Origin of the sequence: Nostoc sp. UIC 10607 (genome assembly GCF_047228265.1) — a bacterium.
In the GTDB taxonomy this organism is placed as follows: domain Bacteria; phylum Cyanobacteriota; class Cyanobacteriia; order Cyanobacteriales; family Nostocaceae; genus Nostoc; species Nostoc foliaceum_A.
Window position 1 is genome coordinate 14,596 of record NZ_JBIQNW010000066.1, and the last position, 16,295, is coordinate 30,890.

The 16,295-nt window shown below is 40.2% G+C and carries 15 protein-coding genes and 1 pseudogene; 6 read left to right on the forward strand and 10 right to left on the reverse strand.

Annotation, left to right across the window (positions count from 1 at the left end):
- Nucleotides 1-99 precede the first annotated feature (99 nt).
- The 3 genes from ACEYW6_RS30525 to ACEYW6_RS30535 all read left to right on the forward strand — a co-directional run bounded on the left by ACEYW6_RS30525 (nt 100) and on the right by ACEYW6_RS30535 (nt 5,102).
- Nucleotides 100-249 (forward strand): plasmid partition protein ParG, encoded by a 150-nt coding sequence (locus ACEYW6_RS30525; protein ID WP_083782524.1) that lies wholly within the window; start codon nt 100-102, stop codon nt 247-249.
- A gap of 573 nt (nt 250-822) precedes the next feature.
- On the forward strand, nt 823-4,017 hold the full coding sequence (locus tag ACEYW6_RS30530) for a primase-like DNA-binding domain-containing protein (RefSeq protein ID WP_412982726.1): 3,195 nt from the start codon (nt 823-825) through the stop codon (nt 4,015-4,017).
- A 158-nt stretch (nt 4,018-4,175) separates the two neighbouring features.
- A complete protein-coding gene (locus ACEYW6_RS30535; RefSeq protein ID WP_412982727.1) occupies nt 4,176-5,102 on the forward strand; it encodes a hypothetical protein in 927 nt (308 codons plus the stop codon).
- Between the two features lie 363 nt (nt 5,103-5,465).
- Here the strand turns inward: ACEYW6_RS30535 and ACEYW6_RS30540 are convergent, their stop codons facing one another.
- The 6 genes from ACEYW6_RS30540 to ACEYW6_RS30565 all read right to left on the reverse strand — a co-directional run bounded on the left by ACEYW6_RS30540 (nt 5,466) and on the right by ACEYW6_RS30565 (nt 10,045).
- Entirely contained in the window at nt 5,466-5,717 is a 252-nt protein-coding gene (locus tag ACEYW6_RS30540; RefSeq protein WP_412982728.1) for an EF-hand domain-containing protein, read from the reverse strand.
- A gap of 151 nt (nt 5,718-5,868) precedes the next feature.
- Nucleotides 5,869-6,249 carry a hypothetical protein gene (locus ACEYW6_RS30545; protein WP_412982729.1) on the reverse strand — a complete coding sequence of 127 codons (381 nt, stop codon included), beginning with the start codon at nt 6,247-6,249 and terminating at the stop codon, nt 5,869-5,871.
- Between the two features lie 460 nt (nt 6,250-6,709).
- A complete protein-coding gene (locus ACEYW6_RS30550) occupies nt 6,710-7,252 on the reverse strand; it encodes a hypothetical protein (protein WP_412982730.1) in 543 nt (180 codons plus the stop codon).
- A complete protein-coding gene (locus tag ACEYW6_RS30555; RefSeq protein ID WP_412982731.1) occupies nt 7,221-8,411 on the reverse strand; it encodes a GUN4 domain-containing protein in 1,191 nt (396 codons plus the stop codon). Before ACEYW6_RS30555 ends, ACEYW6_RS30550 begins: the two co-directional genes overlap by 32 nt.
- A 39-nt stretch (nt 8,412-8,450) precedes the next feature.
- The gene (locus tag ACEYW6_RS30560) at nt 8,451-9,269 is read right to left on the reverse strand and encodes a hypothetical protein (RefSeq protein WP_412982732.1); all 819 of its coding nucleotides are present in this window, start codon (nt 9,267-9,269) and stop codon (nt 8,451-8,453) included.
- Nucleotides 9,270-9,331: 62 nt separating this feature from the next.
- On the reverse strand, nt 9,332-10,045 hold the full coding sequence (locus tag ACEYW6_RS30565; protein WP_412982733.1) for an SLATT domain-containing protein: 714 nt from the start codon (nt 10,043-10,045) through the stop codon (nt 9,332-9,334).
- A gap of 444 nt (nt 10,046-10,489) precedes the next feature.
- On the opposite strand from ACEYW6_RS30565, the gene ACEYW6_RS30570 reads away from it, so the two are divergent.
- Both ACEYW6_RS30570 and ACEYW6_RS30575 read left to right on the forward strand, forming a co-directional pair.
- Nucleotides 10,490-11,092 carry a tyrosine-type recombinase/integrase gene (locus ACEYW6_RS30570; RefSeq protein WP_412982734.1) on the forward strand — a complete coding sequence of 201 codons (603 nt, stop codon included), beginning with the start codon at nt 10,490-10,492 and terminating at the stop codon, nt 11,090-11,092.
- Between the two features lie 209 nt (nt 11,093-11,301).
- Nucleotides 11,302-11,535: a hypothetical protein gene (locus tag ACEYW6_RS30575; protein ID WP_412982735.1), complete on the forward strand. Its 234-nt coding sequence runs from the start codon at nt 11,302-11,304 to the stop codon at nt 11,533-11,535.
- Nucleotides 11,536-11,811: 276 nt separating this feature from the next.
- Here ACEYW6_RS30575 and ACEYW6_RS30580 read toward each other — a convergent pair whose 3' ends face one another.
- From ACEYW6_RS30580 to ACEYW6_RS30590, 3 genes are all read right to left on the reverse strand, one after another.
- The gene (locus ACEYW6_RS30580; protein WP_412982736.1) at nt 11,812-13,710 is read right to left on the reverse strand and encodes a pentapeptide repeat-containing protein; all 1,899 of its coding nucleotides are present in this window, start codon (nt 13,708-13,710) and stop codon (nt 11,812-11,814) included.
- A 382-nt stretch (nt 13,711-14,092) separates the two neighbouring features.
- The gene (locus ACEYW6_RS30585; RefSeq protein WP_412982737.1) at nt 14,093-14,410 is read right to left on the reverse strand and encodes a helix-turn-helix domain-containing protein; all 318 of its coding nucleotides are present in this window, start codon (nt 14,408-14,410) and stop codon (nt 14,093-14,095) included.
- Entirely contained in the window at nt 14,382-14,777 is a 396-nt protein-coding gene (locus ACEYW6_RS30590; RefSeq protein ID WP_412982738.1) for a type II toxin-antitoxin system RelE/ParE family toxin, read from the reverse strand. The genes ACEYW6_RS30585 and ACEYW6_RS30590 overlap by 29 nt, the downstream gene beginning before the upstream one ends.
- Nucleotides 14,778-14,936: 159 nt before the next feature.
- Between ACEYW6_RS30590 and ACEYW6_RS30595 the strand changes: the two genes are divergently transcribed.
- Nucleotides 14,937-15,452 carry a helix-turn-helix domain-containing protein gene (locus ACEYW6_RS30595; protein WP_412982739.1) on the forward strand — a complete coding sequence of 172 codons (516 nt, stop codon included), beginning with the start codon at nt 14,937-14,939 and terminating at the stop codon, nt 15,450-15,452.
- Between the two features lie 264 nt (nt 15,453-15,716).
- On the opposite strand, the pseudogene ACEYW6_RS30600 reads toward ACEYW6_RS30595, so the two are convergent.
- A pseudogene (locus tag ACEYW6_RS30600) lies at nt 15,717-16,295 on the reverse strand (hypothetical protein); the annotation flags it as partial.

Below are 16,295 nucleotides of genomic sequence, written 5' to 3' on the forward strand. Positions count from 1 at the left end.
GTACATTAGTGAAATAGTGAATTAATAGCATAGTTACTTATCGATATGCAAAAATGAATAATGAAAATTAATACAATATTTCACTAAATTAGATTTAATATGACTGAGAAGCAAGTATTTGTGAGGGGGAAGATAAGTGAATCTCAAAAAGCAAGATTTAAAGCTGCTTGCGCCCTAATAAATAGACCTATGGATGAAGTGATGGCAGAGCTTATTGAAGAATGGCTTAAAACTCAAGACATTAAATAGAAATGAACTAAATCAGTACATACGTATTGATTTTAGTACTTTAGTACTGCAAGTCCATTAAAATTGATACTGTTTCAATCTTTATAATGCTTGCAAAATAAGCATAATTCTTAAAAAGACATTGCTAACAATATTAGTAATGTCAGGTATTTGCATGGCTTTTAATGTTATTAACAAGCTTGTAAAACCTTATTATGCCTGGAATTAAAGATAAAAAATAAATTATTTTATTTTGGAAAGTCGCACATTTACTATTTATTTTTATGGAAGATAAATTACTATGTAATAAGACTATACCCTTAGTCCATCTTTTCTAAGTGTCATGTCACCAGATATACATAAGGAAAGAATGCCTCCCCGGACTCAACTTGCTTCAACAAGTTGTTTAACAGTCCCAGAAGACACCCCTTTGTTTTGTTTGAAAAATATTCAAATTTCTTTATAACCTAATGTTATCAGTTCCTAGTACTTCTTACAACTTCCTACAACAGGTTATAGAGAAATTTAATTAAAACTTTGGTGAATCTTCAGGGGAGGTAAAGCCCACACAATTTACCTCACAAGGATTTCACAATGGTAGCCATTTTAAAAGGACAAGAGGCCGTTGGCGGCTCCGTTATGCCAGGGGCGTTCGCCTCCTTCGACATCCGAAATTTTCAAGACCAGCTAGAACCGTCCAAAGCTAAAAATAAGTTTATTTGTCCAGTTTGTGGCGGGAATGACTTATCTATTGTCCCAGAAACCGGGAAGTACAGATGCTTCAATAATTGTGAGTGTAAGGACATCAGAGAGGCGATCAAACCTTGGGCTGAAGTGGTGGCAGAAAGGACAGGGGCTAATTACACTCCATCCCTAAACCGTTTGGCTGCGAAGCCTAAGAGAATCTTGCCCAAACCAGCACCAATTCCAGATGGTGAATTAGGTTTGGTGATGTTGACCTCTACTGTAACCGATATTCCCCAACCGAAAAAATTAACGAGTAAACCACCAAAAGACGTTTTGGGCAGTGCCACCGAAACAATTTATCCTTACTCAGAATCGCAATGGGTGGTTCGCTATCAGTGGCCAGATGCCAATAAGGAGAAAGGTTACAGCAAGACCTTTCGGCAATGGCATAGGCTTGCAGATGGCACACCCCAAATGAAAAAAGGCGATTTGCCTTGGGGAGCATATCGCATTGATGAAGCTCTAGCTGCTGCTAAATCAGTAAATGTCACCCCGGCGCTACTCCAGCATGAAGGTGAGGGATGCGTAGAAGTTGGTCGCTCTCATGGTCTTGCTGGAATTACGTTTCAAGGCAGTGGATGGGATAAAAAGACTATCACGCCCTCGTATCAACGCGCAATTGAAGCAGGCATAGGATTAATCGTTTTTCTGCATGACCCCGATGACACTGGGCTAAAGAAACTCCAGACGTGTTCTGAATGTGCAGCCGAGGTTGGGATTGGATTTATTGGAATTAACCCTCACGACATCTGCCCCGATTTACCATATAAATCAAGTGACATCAAAGAAATCTTGGGGCAGATGGAAACACCAGAATTTATCCGTCGGTTAGAGCAGGAGATTCACGCAGCTGTAGCAGAGCGAAAGCAAGAGTTGGCAGAATCCGAAACTATTGAAAAAGAAGTTACGGATTTATCTAATTTCAGTATAGATATTGATCCAGCAGACCCAGAGGCATTTTACTTGCCTGTATGCCAATCCATGAATTTACCCTACTCTAACTGCGTAACGGCGGGTACTTTTGATGGCTGGGCTTACCGAAAAATCTTTCCTCAAACAGAATGGATGGTACTAAATTCATCCTTTTACAAGTGGTCACAAGAGAATAAGCAATGGCAGCACCAAGATGATAATAAAGCTTACAAGCTCCTCGCTGACGCTGGAGAATCCGCTTACAAGCTCTCTTACACAAAGACATTTGGCTGGAGAATAACCAAGCCTTACGAAACTAACGCACACAAGGAATCTGCCTTTAAATATTGCCGCAGTCGCTTAGAACCAGCAGAACCACTGCCAACCAATACTCATTTATTAGGGTTTAACAATTGTGTCGTTGATTTGCGAACTGGTGAACAAATGCCTCATCGCAAAGATTTTTACCTCACTAATATTATTCCCCACGATTACGAAGCCAACAAACCATGCCCAGAAGTTTTTCTGAAATTTCTAAATGAAAGCTTTGGGTCAGAATTGGTTGAAGTGATTCGGGCGTTCACGAGTATGTTTTTAGACCCAACTGCCCCTTATGGTCGGTTTCCCCACTTAATTGGCTTAAGTGGTGGGGGCAAGGGGACATTGGGAAGGTTTTGGAGTAGTTTATTTGGCGAGTCCGGCTCTAGTAGCGCTTCACATTTTGCGGATATTTCTACACCTGAAGGACGGCATCAATATTTAAGTGGAAAGCGGATATTTGGATTCCCTGACGTAGGAGGTTATGCCGAAGGAGTCCGAGCTTTTTACGAATTAGTTGACAATGGGCCAATGAGCGGACGCGCTTTATTCAATCCAGTAGCTTATTCAATCCAGTGGTACATTCGGTTTTGGATTGCCTCTGTAAGTCATCTACAAATCGAAAATGCTGGCGACGGCTGGATGCGTCGAGCTTACCCAATCCCAGTAAAAAACCGAGATATAACCCCTGACCCAGACTTGTGGCTGAAGCTACAAGAGGTGAAGTCGGACATAATTTCTTGGGCTTTAGCAATGCCACGAGCAGAACGCGATCGCATTTTGTTATCGCCACCAAGTTCGGATCGGGCGAAGAATCTGGCGCTAGAGGCATCTTTGTACGGGGACTCGACCAAATCCTTTGTGGATTTGTGCTTACGCCCTTCAACGACCGAAACATTTATCCCACAAAGTCGTTTACACAGTTGGTATGTACTTTACTGCCGGGAACATGGTTATGCTCCTTTGGGGATGTCCAAATTTATTAGCCATTTAAAAACAGTCTTGCCCCACAACTTCAAGGAACGTAGCTGGACACCCACGGTCAACGGAAAGCGTGAAAGAATTCAGTCCCACTTTGCATTCATTGAACCACTGGCTGGGGTATTTGAGATGAAAGTACCGGAGGGGCCACCGGATAGCTCACAATCCAGGGCGGAATTTTGGTATTGCTTTAAAGATAAATGCCTTGAAGGGGGAATAGAAGAATTCGAGGAGTTTTTTCACCCTACCAAAACGCCAGAACCCTTACACAGCAAGGCTGTCCACCCTGTCCATCCACTAAATACCCCGGAATTTGACCCTGGACAGGCTGAAACCCTTACACAGCAGGGCTGTCCACCCTGTCCAATTGTCCTCCCCCAAGAATTAGCATTGCAAAAAAAAGATGAAGAAAATTTTGATTGTGGAGCTAATCAATTTGTCAATTTAACTGATAACCCTTCAGTCCCCAAAGACTTTATGGACAGCCTGGACAGCCCTGCTGTGACTGGCTTTGAGCCTGTCCAGGAAGTAAATATTGTCGAAAACGGAGTGGACAGCCAGGACACCCCTGCTGTGACTGGGTTTTCTCCTCGACAAGATGGTGAATTGATAAATACACGAGAAAGCGAATTATCTCGCCCGGAATTGAAAGTTGGGGATAAAGTTGAGTTTTTCAACGACAGTGTTCGCAAGTGGCAAGTCGGAATCATTAAGAGCGTTCAATTAATGGATACATATTTTTGTAGCGCAACAATTGACTATCGAGGCTTTAAAGGTCAATTATGTCAATTAGAAATCTTTAGGAGTGATTGGATAAAATTTCTGCATTAGGGTGTTAAATCAGTTAACAGTTATTGTCACCGATGTAAAACCCGATTCGGGAATTTTGCAGCATCGACAATGCCGCCAGTCATGTAGACACTCGATAGACAATTAAGATTGAATTAGACCGCGATTTCTCCCCTATTAACAATCAAAGAACAATAATCATGGCATCTGCTGAACTTACCTCGCCAGAGTCAACCCAAGCAGTACCGACAGTTGAAACTCCTACGGATGAAGAGCAAGTAAATGTTGATACGTCAACAGAAACAGATATTGAATCGACAGCAGCAATATTTCAAGCTGTTGGGGTAATTACTGGGTCGGTCAATTTCAGTTCAGATGGACAAAGCACTGTTACTATCGGTAGCTATGAATACCCACTTTACTACTCGAAGCGACAATGGGATGTATTAAACGCTCTGAAGAAGGAAATAGAAAATACTGGCAACCATAATCAGCGTTTGGTTGTTTATCCAAAGGCAATTCACTTTCCACGCAAAGAGCAACCACATCGCATCGCTTTTCAGTTAGTGGGCTTTGACAGAGGGCGAAAACTAGATGCCGTTTCAGGAGAGTTAGAAGACCTGGAGTTTAAGTTATCAGGATTATGGCAGTTCATTCCTGTCTGCTCTACTCCCTGTATCTCAGTGTTCCGAAATTTCTCTGATGAAAGACTCGAATTTATTAAGCAGTCCGAGCCTGCCCGAAAGGTGAAATTCATGAAGGCTAGTCATATACCCTTGCTATGGAAGGATGCACCCGTCCGACCCTTCAGATTTAATCCCAAGGTGGCTAAAGAAGAACAAGGACGCGCAGTTTTTGTCACAATCAAGGCGAAATTTCTGCCGGGGCGTGATGTCTTCGGTTTTGTTGCACTGACTGCGCTACCACAAGAAGCTGCACCGAGATTTCTCAAAGCGTCTAAGGAGGATAAAGCCACAGTGCAACTTGCAGCTAAGAAAGCGCAAAGAGCAGCAGCACCACCTGCACCAAAGAAAGGTAAGTCAAAAGCGACTAGTCAGGATAATACCTCTGTGCCGCGTACCAAACCATTACCAAAACCAAAACCAAAGTTAAAAACGGGTGAGTAAAACCGCTTTTTTGTTTTATCAGTCAACGCCATCATGGGGTTATATCTGTTGTGTGGCCCCCTGAATAAATAAGTATTTGCAATAGTCGAGTCAGCCCTGACTGGCGCTCACGTCAAATTAAGGTTTTGGGGCGGTTACGCGATGATTTTGACAAAAGCTAGTGTCGAATGAGTATTTATTACTAGTTTTTATTAGCGAAGTTATTTTGACCAATAGCGGCGTGTTAGTTGCAAAATTATGTATTGCGGCGATATGGTGAACGGCGCGTGTAGGGCATTATTGACGGGTGTGTTTTCACTGAAGTACCGTCGCAAAGTTTGACCGCGCCGGGTTGGGTGTGGGGTTAGAGGGAATCTATGCGGGTTACTCTAGTGTCTGAACTATTGTAAAACCTGCGTCTGTAACTGCTTTTTTAAGCTCCTCATAGGTCACACTGTTGTCTTTGTCTGTATCGGCTTTTCGTAGCATTTCAAAGAATGTATTACTTTTCGTTAGTTCTATTAATGGCGATATTCCTGAGAAACTAACTTCATGTGGAATGCCGATTTTACCATCTTCGTTCTGGTCTGCCCTGTTAAATGCGTCTTTCAAAACTGCTTCTTCAATATCAGCCATAAAGTTCTACCTATTATTTTTCACTCGATATAAAAGTGAATCATCATTTTTGTTAACGTGCAAGGACAGTTAAGACAGTTAAGATATTTAAGAAATTTTTCATACTTTAGGTATAGAGAAAATTGATTCTCGCAACTTTTACTTATCAGTCTCATCGTAAATTATTAAATTCCTCTATCGTCAGATATACGGTATCTTTTTCAGCAAAACCTCCAGCTATTAAGACTTCTCTATATAACCAAGCTTCTCTAGCTGTTTTAAACCCGTCGAGCCATTTCTTTTCTTTACTACCTTTTATTCGGTATCCTACTCCCCAAGTATCATTTTTAAAGCAATAGTAAATTTTATAAAGCATTACTGGTTGAGCAAAATCACAGTCGTATTCTATTAAATCACCGTCTTTTTTTACACCGGAGAAACGACGTTTTTCCTTATTAATGTGAACATCTACAATTTCGTTTACATGTTTAGAATGTAAAATAATGTTTCCATCGGTGTCGATAGTATAAAATTTGGGGTTATGCGTAGCCATAAACTTATATTTGTATGATGGTCACAATCTATTGGGGTAGCCACCGAGAGGTAGAGTCGAGGGGAATGTTGCCATTCCCCTCGACTCTACCTCTCGGTCGATACCCTTGTTAGAATGTGCGGCTAAATATCGGGGGTTTTGCAAGAGATACAAGCCTCAACTGAAACCAAATAAAAGCTATCACTGGGGAAGTAAATTGCTGCCCAAAGTTGTTAAGCACAAAGATAAAAAGATATCGCCAGGACAGATGCGATTACCTTGGGTGGAATGAGAATTTGAATGTGAAGATTCATCAGTCCGTGAAGTGGCTGAACAGTTTGTGGTGGCTAACTGTTATGACCCGAAGATAGCGATGCGGTTGTTATGATTGATGGCAGTGCCAGGTATCGGAATTACTGAAATGCCCTCGTTTTCGTTGAAAGTGCTTTTGATAAGAAATATTTAGGGAAGGCTGGAACGTTTATATGTTACATTCGGAAAGTCTTTGCATCCATTCTTCCATCCCTAATATCTTTCTTTTTTCCCCAAACTTTTTTTTCTCCATCTTATATATACCACTTTTTTCTAATACATTTTCTATTCTTCTGAACTGTCTTATTTCACTTTCAATTTCTAATTCATATAATAATTCCAATTCCATTTCCAATTCCTTTAATTCCTCTTCTTCCCCAACATTCAAAAATTCTTCCAATTCCATTTCCAATTCCTCTTCTTCCCCAACATTCAAAAATTCTTCACTATCTATTGAATGCAATTCAAATTTTATTATATCCTCTTTTATCTTTTTCTTCTCTTCTTTCCTTTCTTCTTTTTCTCCTTCTTTTCTCTCACTATTATTCTTTTTAAATTCCCACAAAATTCCTAAATCACCACTATTTTCTCCCATTGTTTTATTCTTTAACTCCTTCAATCTCTCTTCCTTTGTTTTTAATTTTTTTAAAACTTCTATTATTTTTTCCCTTATTTCATTTTCATTCATATTTTCCCTCCACATTTCTTTCATTTTCATTCCCCTCCACCTCCACTTTCTCTATCAATCTTTTCACAATTTCTACATATCTTTCCACCTCATTTCTAGAGAATTTTTCCTTACTTATCACTAATAAACCTCCTCTACCTCCATTCCCTTCTTCCCTCTCCATTTCCTCCAAACCATTCCTTTTCAACACATCTTGCACTATTACATTCCACACTCTTACACTCCACACTCCCATTCTTCCCTTTCTCCAATTATTTACCTCACTTTTCAAAATACCCAACAAAATACCCAAACTTTGTGTTTTCCTTCCAATTATTATCCCCATCACCATACCCAGGAAAGGGAAATACCAGTCATCTACTAGGCTATCTACTTCCTCAGACTTTAATAGGAATACGAGTCGCCTTATCTCATCTATTTTTTCCTTTTGAACGCTAAAACCAAACTTTCCATTGCTACTTATTACCCATAGCTTATCAATGGTACGCAAGTCTAATTCAGGAAAGTTTTTAATATTTATATTTTTATGCTTTTGCAAAAGTTGTAGCATTAATATTGCTGTTTCTTTATCGGCTTCTAAAAAGTTTTTGTTTTGAAGTAAATTTCTTAAATTAGTGTAGTCTACCTCTACTTCTGATGCCTTCTCACCAGTTGTAGGGATTTTATTCAATATTTTTGAAATATCTTCAGCTTGTTGAATCTTCTCTCTAAAGGTGTTTTTTTCCTGCTCCCAAAATTTTAACCAATTACGTTTATGCTCCTGAAGATACTGCTCGTAATTTTGCAATTCTCTATTAAGCAAATCTTTGATACCCGTAGCTTCAGCTAATGATACTCTGGTTAAGGGATTATCTTTACAAAAATTACTATCAATTAAAAGTTTAACGAAAAAGTAAGTTTCATCCTCAATTTCATAAAAGTCTACATTACTTTTAGATAGCGCATACAACCTGTGCTTTCGATAGTCAAATTTTTTAAGCTTCTTTCTTGCATTTTTGTCACAATCAGATAATCTAAAAAAACTGGCTGTCTCAACAACAGAATCTATGTAAACTTTTAAATTATCATCCAAATATACAGCTTTGTGCTTATTATTAGAATCATATACAATCGGAACTGCTGGAGATGGATAGCTCCCTAATGGACAATCATAGCCTACTAGCTTATAGTTTTGTTCGTCCATATTATCCCTTCACTTTCCTCTTTATATTTTGGATAATAATCATGCAGTCCTTCTATTACTTTCCTCTTCGCATCTTATATAATATTCTATGGTCTTCTTATACGCTTCGTCTTCAAGGACACTTGCAATTTCAGATGGCCTACGAGCTTTGTTATACTCATATGGAGATGTTAAAATATGTGGAACTATATGAGGCTCCTGTCCCTGTCTAATCTCAATCAATTTAAAAAAATTTTCCATTTGTGGTTTAGGGAAGCCTACCCAAATAATGTCTTCGAGTACATTAACTAAAGATAACTGCTGTGTACTTTGGCACTCTATCATACGCTGTCTATGATCTACTCCAGACTCACACAAGTCAGTCTGCAAGAAATCCAGCAAATTTCCTATAAGCTCTATTTGTGAAGCAGATTGTCTAACAACCTCTCCAAGAAGATAATTCTTACTGCTGCCATAAAGATAGTAAACAAGTTTAGGAGCACTGTTTGCTCCATCATTATGAATTCTATAATTATCAAATTTACACAACTCTTGATTATTATATAGACCCTTATTAGCTGCTCCAGTGTCGTAAGGAAATAGATAATCTATTTTTCTAAGTAATGTGGGTTTGAATACAAAAGCAACAGGTAAGTTTGTCGGTTCAGAGGTAGGTTGGTGTCCATAGCGATGAAAAACTCCACCGTATGAAAAGTAAAGCAAACGTTCTTCAAAAACAACACAATGTGTTGGATTGAAAGCTACATCTCTTATAATTTCATTAAAGGAACGAGCAGAAGTAAGATGAGCTATAGGTAAGGCTATAACTGAAGATTTTGGAGGAGGTAAACTTTTTAAAACTTCGTTAAGTGTAATCATAATTAGTATTTATTGTCTCCAATTCCTGCGACTTACCCACGATTTAGTATTTTTTTCATTAATTAGTTATTGTTCGTATATTTTTGTTCTTTGCGAAGCTCTGTCCAAGTTGTATTAGTTTCATTAAGAATACTCTGATACTGTTGATATAAGTTGTCTAAATCTTCTTGACTATTAGGTTCAATTTCACCAGTACCTAAGTATTCTAATTTGTCTTTCAACTCATGTAGTTTATTTAAAGTATTAGTATATACAATCCATAATCCTCTATAGTTAAAAAATGTATCCCAAGCTGTTAACAAACTTGTTACAGCACTAAGAGTAAAAGCAACGTTTTGCAAGACAATTTTATTTGATGTGTTGAGTCCATTAAGTCCTAATAAAATTGTTGTTAAAGATGCCACAGATAATGAGATTAGTTTAATTTTTATTGCATTTATTCTATTTTCATCACTTCGCTCTTTAAAAGAACCAATTCTTTTGTCTATTTTTTCTTTAATAAAGTTTATTTTTCTATTTTTATTATCACCTTTTTCAATACAGCTTACCTTTACTTTGAGTTCTTTTGTACATTTGGCAATAAACTCTATAAGCTGTTTGTGATTAGAGAAAGTTAAATTCATGACTAAATCTTCACCAGAATCTAAGACTAGCTCATCAAGTTTACCATCGTACTCTGTTGCCAATTCGGAAATTTTAGCACCTAGCTCATCTAAATTTTGTATTGAACAACTAACTTGCACATTAAACTTTTGGGATTGATATTGCATTGTCATAATAGTAGTTTTTACTAGCTCAGGTTACTTAGTGATAATGGATTAATGACTCATCATTAGCTTTAACAACTGCCCAATTACCTCTGCCTTATGGCTTATCTTCAGCCCCCGTAGGGCGCAAGCTGCATGGAATCGTTTTTTGAGGCCGTTTATTTCTGTAACTCCTTCATGGCAAGCCTTTCAAGCTTTACGTGGCGGCAAAATGTGTCTTGGCTACTTTTACCCCAACTTGTTTTTCTGGAATCTTTTATTGGCAACACTTTCACCTTATCTTGCCCCTGGTGACAGCTTGGCAATATCTACGCCAAGATGGAGGTATTTATTAATTGATAATTATTCCCAATAACTCTTGAGTAGCTTATCTATCAACGGAGTAATGGGGCTTCAAGCAGTGTAGACTGTCCATAATAGAACGCCTATACCGGACACTACCCTTACGAATAAATGAGGCCGTCACCCCCAACTCGTCTACCTAACAAGCATTATAGGTCTAGAGAATACCTTACACCAAGCGAAGTGCGATCTCTACTCGATGCTGCACTTGAGCGCAAAGCTCGTTATTCCCACCGTGATTATACACTGATGCTGATGATGTTTCGCCACGGTCTGAGGGTGGGGGAAGCTGTAGGGGCTAAATGCGGGTTGCGGTGGGATGCCTTGATGTGGGCCGAACGTCAGATTTTCATCACCAGGGAAAAGGGCAGTGACTCAGGGGTGCATCCCCTCAGAGATGATGAACTGGAATTGCTTAAAGAACTCAGAGAGATGTTGCCAGATAGCAAATATATTTTCGTTTCTGAGCGCGGTGAGGTGATGTCTACTGATGCGGTACGAAAGCTGCTTGGGCGACTGGCAGCACAGGCTGGGCTTGATATCAAAGTTCACTGTCACATGATGCGCCATGCTTGCGGTTACTATCTGGTGAATCAGGGTTACAACACTAGGGAAATTCAAGACTTCCTGGGACACCGTGATATCAAACACACGGAGAAATATACCAAGCTGAATGCTCGACGCTTCCTGAATTTTGATTGGGGCGATTTGTAATTTCTCTATAAATTAAATTTTTTCAAATCACTAGACAATCTTTACTACTGGTTTCAATCCCTAATAGGGATTTAGGTTAATTGCAATTTAAGAGCTAACTCATCGGATCAGGAATTAAAAACAAGGTTAGAGCTTTTACAGCGCTTCCGGCTATTATGCAATACAATTTTCTTCTTACCTCTCTCCTATCATAGCTTTCAGCTTTGAGGGTGTACCTCATAGCCGCCGGAAGTGCTGTATTAGTTCGCTTTGAATTAAAATCCCAAATAGGTCTACAAGAATTAGCCATTTTTAAAATTGTGTGGGATGGATTAATAGATTCTATCCCAGAAGGTATTTTAGATTTGGAAGATAATCAGGAATTTAATTATAAGGCAGAATTAAACCATCTTCCTTTCAGATTTCAGGAAGATTTTAAGTTAGAAATATTGCTAGATAATTAACATCTCAACAGCTACATCTAAAATAAATTGCATTAAAAGTCAAGATACATAAAGACATAATTAATGCGCCTATGCCTACCCAAAACAATGTATTTGCTGGCTTTTTAGTCATATTTTAACTACAAAAACTACTTAATTTTTAATATTAAGCTGAGACATTTCAAAAGGGTAAATTATAGTTTCAATCCCTAATAGAGATTTAGTTTGATTGCAATCTGAAAGTGGATTTTTTATAGGAATTCACCTTGGGTTTCAATCCCTACTACAAAACATCACCTATTCAGCTTCTAGGAATCCTTTTATTGTTTCAACCGGAATATTGAAAAGTGGATGGTTAACAAATGTCTTTAATCCTTCCAGTCCTCCTGCTTTTAGTGCAGATATCAATCTGGCTTTTAGTGTTGGATTACGTTTAATTTCTTGATGAACTGCTTCTGTAACAGTGTCTGTTGTTGGATTAGTTTGAGCTAGTTGATTGAGAATTTTTTGAATGTCTGCTGCTGCCTCAGCCAGATTTTGTTTCTGCTCTGGCGAATAGTTGTTAAAATCGCCTTCAACATTTCCAGCGACTCCGTAGACTGAGGAATGAAAATTTTGCTGTACTTTTGGTTGTTCTGCCATGAGTTTAGGGACTTCTCCTAGTTTAACGGTTGCTTTATCAAGTGATAAAACAAGTCGGTTAATTTCTTTATCTTTATCATCAAGTCTAGCTTTATATTGCGGTTCTAATTCTTTCTTTGCAAATTCATAGCCTTTGAAAAAATCACTATGAAGCTTTGTTTTATCTGCCTGCTCTGGGACATTAACTTTAACAAGAACTATATCATCTATAACTTCAATACTTCGGATGATTAGCTCAGAGCTTTCGTTTTCAATTTGGATCTTTCTAAATGAGTAAGCAAAGGCTTCCCAGTCAACCCCATGTCGAAATATTAAGTCAACTGTTTCTAAAGCTTTCTGGAATAGTTTGGTAAACTCTCCAGGTTCAAAATCTCCGCTACTTGGACTGCGTTCTTGTTTGTTGTTTTTTAAGTAAACATACAGGCAATCAATATTATCTAGCTTTGTAGCAGAATTAATATTCCAGTCTTCCAAACAAGCACCTGTAAACTTTGCATTTGTAAAATCTGTTCCTAATGCTAGAGCTTTACTCAGGTTAGTGTCGGTGAGATTAGCCCCGCTTAGGTCTAGTCCACTGAGGTCTGCATTGCTGAAGTCAAGTCCGCGGAGGTCTGTATTGCTGAGGTTAGCCTTGCTGAAGTCAGTATTGCTGAGGTTAGTCCTGCTGAGGTCTACTCCGCTGAGGTCTGCACTACTAAGGTTAGCTCCGATGAGGTTAGCATTGCTGAGGTTAGCATTGCTGAGGTTAGCATTGCTGAGGTTAGCATTGTTGAGGTTTAGTCCACTGAAGTCAGTATTGCTGAGGTTAGCCCCGATGAGGTTTAGTCCACTGAAGTCAGTATTGCTGAGGTTAGCCCCGATGAGGTTAGCCTCGCTGAGGTATGCATTGCTGAGGTTAGCGCTGATGAGGTTAGCCTCGCTGAGGTTAGCGCTGATGAGGTTAGCCCCACTGAGGTTAGCCCCACTGAGGTTAGCCTCGCTGAGGTTAGCGCTGATGAGGTTAGCCCCACTGAGGTTAGCCCCACTGAGGTTAGCCCCACTGAGGTTAGCCCCACTGAGGTTAGCCCTGTTGAGGTATGCATTGCTGAGGTTAACCCCGATGAGGTCTAGCCCACTGAGGTTAGCGCTGATGAGGTTAGCATTGTTGAGGTTAGCCCTGTTGAGGTATGCCTCGCTGAGGTCTGCCCCACTGAGGTATGCATTGCTGAGGTTAGCCCTGTTGAGGTCTATCCCCTTGAGGTTAGCCCCCCCGAGTTTTGCCCCGATGAGGTTAGCCCCACTGAGGTTAGCGCTGATGAGGTTAGCCCCACTGAGGTTAGCGCTGATGAGGTTAGCCCCACTGAGGTTAGCGCTGATGAGGTTAGCCCCACTGAGGTTAGCGCTGATGAGGTTAGCCCCGATGAGTTCTGCATAGCTGAGGTTAGCCCTGTTGAGGTATGCCTCGCTGAGGTTAGCCCGGATGAGGTCAGGAATTATATTTAGATTGTTAGTTTTCCACTCATTCCAAGCTTGCACACCTTTATTCAGCAGAGCATAATGCTCTTCATTAACCATTGCTGATTCTCCTTATACCCTACTTCAAAATCTTCAATGGGCATAACTATAAAGATGTCATTTTCAATTAGCTTCATTAAATCTAAGCAGTAGATTTGGTTTGAACTATAGCAGGTGTTGGAGGTAGCAGCAAGCTTGACGATGCTGTCCCCCGTTGGGGCGTAGATGTCGGCAAATGTGTAGTTATACGACATCTCCCCAAAGCCTGAACACATAAGGACTTGAGGTATTTAGCAGTAGCTTATGGGGTGCGATTAGGTAGACTGCGACCGCTTTTGCTTATAGTTGCGATCGCTTGCTTCTTACTACTGTGTTTTAGTCCAATCGCTTACAAGTTAAATTAGAGGAATAACCCGTAAGTAAGTTTTCCGAGCCAAAAATTTTAATACAGCACACTGTTTAACCCACGATTTTTTACCAAGTGCAGTAGCTTAAGAGATGCTCCACTAGGCCGCTTTTGTCCTATTTCCCATTTTTGAACTGTTGAAGTACTTATATTCAAAATACGTGCAAAAACAGCTTGACTAACTTGAGATGATTCCCGTATTTCTTTAATTTGTAATGGTTCTAGAGGCTCAATAGGAGGTAGGCATAGGTGTTCAAATTCGCGCAATGTAGTTTGATTCATTAGCCCAGCTTTGTGTAGGTCTTTTGCTGTCTCATGAACTGCTTCAAGAATCGCTGATTTTTTCTGACGCATCACAAATCACCTCTATTAACGCATTACTATTTTTTGCTTGCTCAAGTTCTTCTGGTGTATAAGCAAGTAATTGCTTGGATAACATTTTCAGAGCTTCTTCTTCATCTTTGTCAATGTTGCTGCGTTGGTTTTTTGAAAAGCCAAAAATAAAAAACCAACGATCTTCATTATTAGTAGCTACTAGTGTCCGAAATCCACCACTCTTACCCTTCCCTGGTTTTGCTATGCGTTTTTTAAACAGTCCACCTCCCAGGTCAGCATCATAAAGCCCTGCTGCCATTTCGTTGACAGCATTACAGAGACTAAGATTGTTTAACCCTTCCTTTCGCGCCCAACGGTCAAAAGTACGGTTTTTGTAAATTTTCATTTTCTAGTCTCTTCGGTTAAAGTATAGCACCTAGTCCTATACTTTAGGCTAAAAATAGCATAGGCACAGCTGAGGAATAATGGTTGCTCTTTCTCAATCTCGCCAAAACTCGCCAATCACTGATAGGATTTTGGCGAGTTACGATATTTGGCGAGATTTATGAATAAGCAGTCAGCAGCAGATTACTTGGGTGTCAGTGTTAGGGCTTTAGAGCGCTACGTTCAACAGGGGCGAATCAGCGTCAAGTACGAGAAAGGTAAAACTCGCCCGACTGCCAACTTTGACCAAACCGAACTGGAAGCATTCAAGGAAGAACTAAACCAACCGACCGTAAAACCTGCCTTTGAATCTCGCCAAATAGCGACAGAGCAACAGCCACAGACAGGTAAATTAGTGCATTCTTCTGGCGAGATTGCGGAGTTTGGCGAGATTGGGGTAATTGATAAGTTATCCTCAATCATTGAAGGGCTGCTGGGCAGAGGCGACAATCAGCCAGTAGTGCCGATCGCTGATAAGCTACTACTGACTATTGCAGAGACACAAGCGCTAACTGGGTTGTCTAGAGAATTCCTGCGAGACGCAATTACGGCAGGTTCGTTAAAAGCCAAAGTAATTGGCAAGGGTTGGCGAGTTAAACGCAGTGACCTACAAGAGTACGTTGACAAGCTGTTTTGATTCTCGCCAAACTGCGACAGGGTAAATCTCGCCAGTAGCGTAGAGCATATTACGGTATTTGAAATAGTGGCGAGATTTGACGCGATTGCATGGGAGTGCAGTCTTGAAAGCGATCGCAACGAATGACCAGATGGAGAAATAAATGGAAATTACCCGATTGTCGGCTCAATGCCAAAAAAGCTATCACGCCAGATCAATATATATAGGCAGCTATTACACGTAATGGCTCAAAGGTGTAGCGCGATCACTAACTCTCAATGTTCTTTAGCTCCACCACCGTGACACATCTTGGATGGCATCAGCTGTATTTTTTACTGCTTCTTGACCACCTAAAGCAGGTATAACAGGAGTTAATGCCTTTATATCACTGAGTAAATTTGGGCGAGTGTGAACAGATAAGATGTGAAGGGTATCTCGCCAGTGAGCAAAAAGTGGCGTTTTTTGTATTTGTGAAAGTTTAACAGCCAAACTACTTAGGGCATAGACGCGACTTGACTCAGACTGAATCTCCCTAGTAGCAGCCAGAGCCTCTGGTAACAAATCATGAGGCAGAATAGCCGCCAAACGACTTAGGGCTAAGGCGCGATACTCCTCATCCTGAATCTCCCTAGCAGCAGCCAGAGCCTCTGGTAATAATTCTGGCAGAATAGCCGCCAAACTACTTAGGGCATAGGCGCGACTTGAGTCAGACTGAATCTCCCTAGCAGCAGCCAGAGCCTCTGGTAACAAATCATGAGGCAGAATAGCCGCCAAACTATTTAGGGCATCGGTGCGATGTCCCTCATCCTGAATCTCCCTAGCAGCAGCCAGAGCCTCTGGTAACAAATCATGAGGCAGAATAGC